Raw genomic sequence first — 3,128 nt, 5'->3', positions numbered from 1 at the left:
CAACCGCCGCAGCGAGCACCTGCTGCGCGAGGCCGAGCTGTGGGCGACGACGGCGAGCGTGCGGTGCGGCATCCCGTATCCGGCCGAGCGGATCCAGCGGGCCTGGGAGACGGTGCTGCTGCAGCAGTTCCACGACATCCTTCCCGGCTCGTCGATCGCCTGGGTCTATCACGACGCCGAGCGCAACTACGCGTGGGTCGCGCGCGAGCTCGAAGAGGTCATCGCCGACAGCCTGCGCGCGCTCGCGGGGTCGGGAGACCGCACGCTGGTCGCCAACGCGGCGCCCCACGACCGCGGCGGTGTGGCGGCCCTCGGTGCGGGCCCGTCCGCCGAGGCGCCCGACGTGCCGCCCGTCGCGGACGGCGACGGGTGGGTGCTCGACAACGGCATCGTGCGCGCGACGATCGACGGGCGCGGGCTCGTGGTCTCAGCCGTCGACCTGGCCACCGGCCGCGAGGTCGTGCCGGCCGGGCGTCCGGCGGGCCTGCTGCAGCTGCACCGCGACACCCCCACGCAGTGGGATGCGTGGGACGTCGACGTGCACTACCGCAACGTGGTGCGCGACCTCACGGACGTCGCATCCATCGGCGTCGACGGGTCGGCGGTCGTCGTGGAGCGACGCTTCAACGGCTCCGCCGTCATCGAGCGGATCAGCCTCGCCGAGGGATCCCGCGTGGTGTCGTTCGCCTTCGAGCTGGACTGGCACGAGAAGCAGAAGCTGCTGAAGCTCGCGTTCCCGCTCGACCTGCACGCCGATCGCGCCGCGTCCGAGATCCAGTTCGGCCACATCGAGCGATCGACGCACACGAACACCTCGTGGGATGCCGCACGCTTCGAGACCGTCGCGCACCGCTGGGTGCGCGTCGCCGAGCCGGACTTCGGCGTCGCGGTGGTGAACGACTCGACGTACGGGCACGACATCACCCGCGAGCAGCGCGACGAGCGCGGCGGCACGATCACGATCGCACGCCTGTCGCTCATCCGCGCGGCGGTGTTCCCCGACCCGTCGCAGGACCAGGGCGCGCACGCGCTGCGCGTCGGCCTCGTGGTGGGCGCCGACGTCGCCGATGCCATCACCGAGGGGTACCGCTTCAACCTTCCGCAGCGGAGGGTCGAGGGCGCCGCCGTCGACACCATCGAGCCGCTCGTCGCGATCGACCGCCCGGGCGTGGTCGTCGAGGCGGTGAAGCTCGCCGAGGACGGCAGCGGCGATGTCGTCGTGCGCCTGTACGAGGCGCTGGGCGTGCGCGGCCGCGCGTCGCTCACCGCCGGGTTCGATGTCGCGGGCGTGCAGCAGGTCGACCTGCTGGAGCGGGACGTGCCCGCCGACGGAGTGGCCGTCGACGGCGGCACCGTGCGCCTGGACCTCCGCCCCTTCCAGATCGTGACCCTCAGGTTCTCCCGCCCGTGAGGGCGCCGCGGAGCGATCCGCGGTCTCACCGCAGCACGGCCGTCCGTCCACCGGGCGGCCGTTCTGCTGTGGGCGGAACGGGTCGCCGGGCGCCGCGTCGGCGTTCTATCGTGACGCCATGGCCGAGATCATCCCGCTGCCGCGCTCGCCCCGTACCCCGCGCGACGTCGAGCCGCTCTGGCGCGACGCGCTCGGCGACCGGCTCCGACGCCTGCGCCACGAGCGGGGCGAACGACTGGCCGACACCGCCGACCGGGCGGGGGTGTCGCCGCAGTACCTCTCCGAGATCGAGCGGGGGCTCAAGGAGCCGTCGAGCGAGATGATCGCGGCGGTCGCGGGCGCGCTCGACGTGACGCTCATCGAGCTGACGACGGGCGTCGTGGACGACCTGCGCTCGCGGGCCGCCGAGCGCAGCGTGGTCGGCTGCCGCGCGACCTACGCACTCGCCGCCTGACGTCGCGGCGCGTGCCCCCTGGCCGTTGTCGCCGGCCGTCGCTAGCGTGGGCCGGGTGACCCCCGCAAAGGCAGAGGCCGAGATCCTCGACGTCGACGGGCACGAGGTGCGCATCTCGAGCCCCACGAAGATCGTGTTCCCCGAACCCGGTGTCACCAAGCTCGACATCGTGCGCTACTACCTGTCGGTCGCCGACGGGGCCCTGCGGGGAGCGGCCGGCAGGCCCATGGTGCTCAAGCGCTTTCCGAAGGGCATCGACGCCGAGCCGTTCTTCCAGAAGCGCGTCCCTGAGAACCATCCCGAGTTCATCGACACGGCCACCCTGCACTACGCCCGCGGCACCTCCGCCGAAGAGGCGGTGATCCGGGATGCCGCCGGCCTCGCCTGGGTCGTCAACCTCGGGTGTCTCGACCTGAACCCGCACCCGGTGCGCGCCGAGGACCTCGACCACCCCGACGAACTGCGCATCGACCTCGACCCGATGCCCGGCGTGGACTGGTCGCAGATCGTCGACGTCGCCTTCGTCGCCCGCGAAGTGCTCGACGACGTGGGGCTCGTCGGCTGGCCGAAGACCAGCGGCTCCCGCGGCATCCACATCCTCGTCCGCATCGCGCCGCACTGGGACTACAAGCAGGTGCGCCTGGCGGCCGAGACGCTCGCGCGTGAGGTGGCGAACCGGGCGCCGGGCCTCGCCACCGCACAGTGGTGGAAGGAGGAGCGCGGCGAGAGCGTGTTCGTCGACTTCAACCAGAACGCCAAGGACCGCACCGTGGCCTCCGCGTACTCGATCCGGCCGCTGCCCGACGCGCGCGTGTCGACGCCGCTCGGGTGGGACGAACTGCGCACCCGACGGCCCGAGGAGTTCACGGTCCTCACCGTGCCCGCGCGGTACGCCGAGCTTGGCGACCCGCACGCCGGCATCGACGACGCCGTCGGCACGCTCGACGGCCTGCTGCGCCTGGCCGACGAGCTCGGTCCTGCCGAGAAGCCGCCGCGCGGCGGCGGGGCCGACGGCCGCCGCCAGTCCACGATGCCCCTCATCGAGATCGCCCGCACCAAGACCAAGTCCGAGTCGATCGCTGCGCTGGAGGAGTGGATGCGGCGGCACCCGGCCGCGAACGCGCAGCTGCACCCCGCCGACGTGCTGATCGACGGCATGCGCGGCTCGAGCTCGCTCTGGTACCGGGTGCGCGTCAACCTGCAGCACGTCGCCGAGGACGAGCGGCCGCCGCAGGAGGAGCTGATCGCCGACTACGACCCCTG

Annotated in this window: 3 protein-coding genes; all 3 read left to right on the top strand. The window is 72.9% G+C overall.

The annotated features are described in order from the left end of the window. Positions 1-1,411: alpha-mannosidase (locus tag ACTHNQ_RS08730; protein ID WP_440332886.1), on the top strand; the 1,411-nt coding region annotated here is incomplete at its 5' end. Positions 1,412-1,529: 118 nt separating this feature from the next. Then, positions 1,530-1,865, top strand: a complete 336-nt coding sequence (locus ACTHNQ_RS08725) for a helix-turn-helix domain-containing protein (RefSeq protein WP_440332884.1) — start codon at positions 1,530-1,532, stop codon at positions 1,863-1,865. 55 nt (positions 1,866-1,920) lie between these two features. After that, positions 1,921-3,128 (top strand): non-homologous end-joining DNA ligase (ligD, locus tag ACTHNQ_RS08720; protein WP_440332882.1); only part of this gene is annotated, 1,208 nt, incomplete at its 3' end.

Source organism: Microbacterium sp., assembly GCF_051953575.1.
GTDB lineage: Bacteria > Actinomycetota > Actinomycetes > Actinomycetales > Microbacteriaceae > Microbacterium.
Note: the sequence above shows the minus strand (reverse complement) of the source record. Positions and strands in the feature narration are given on the sequence as shown.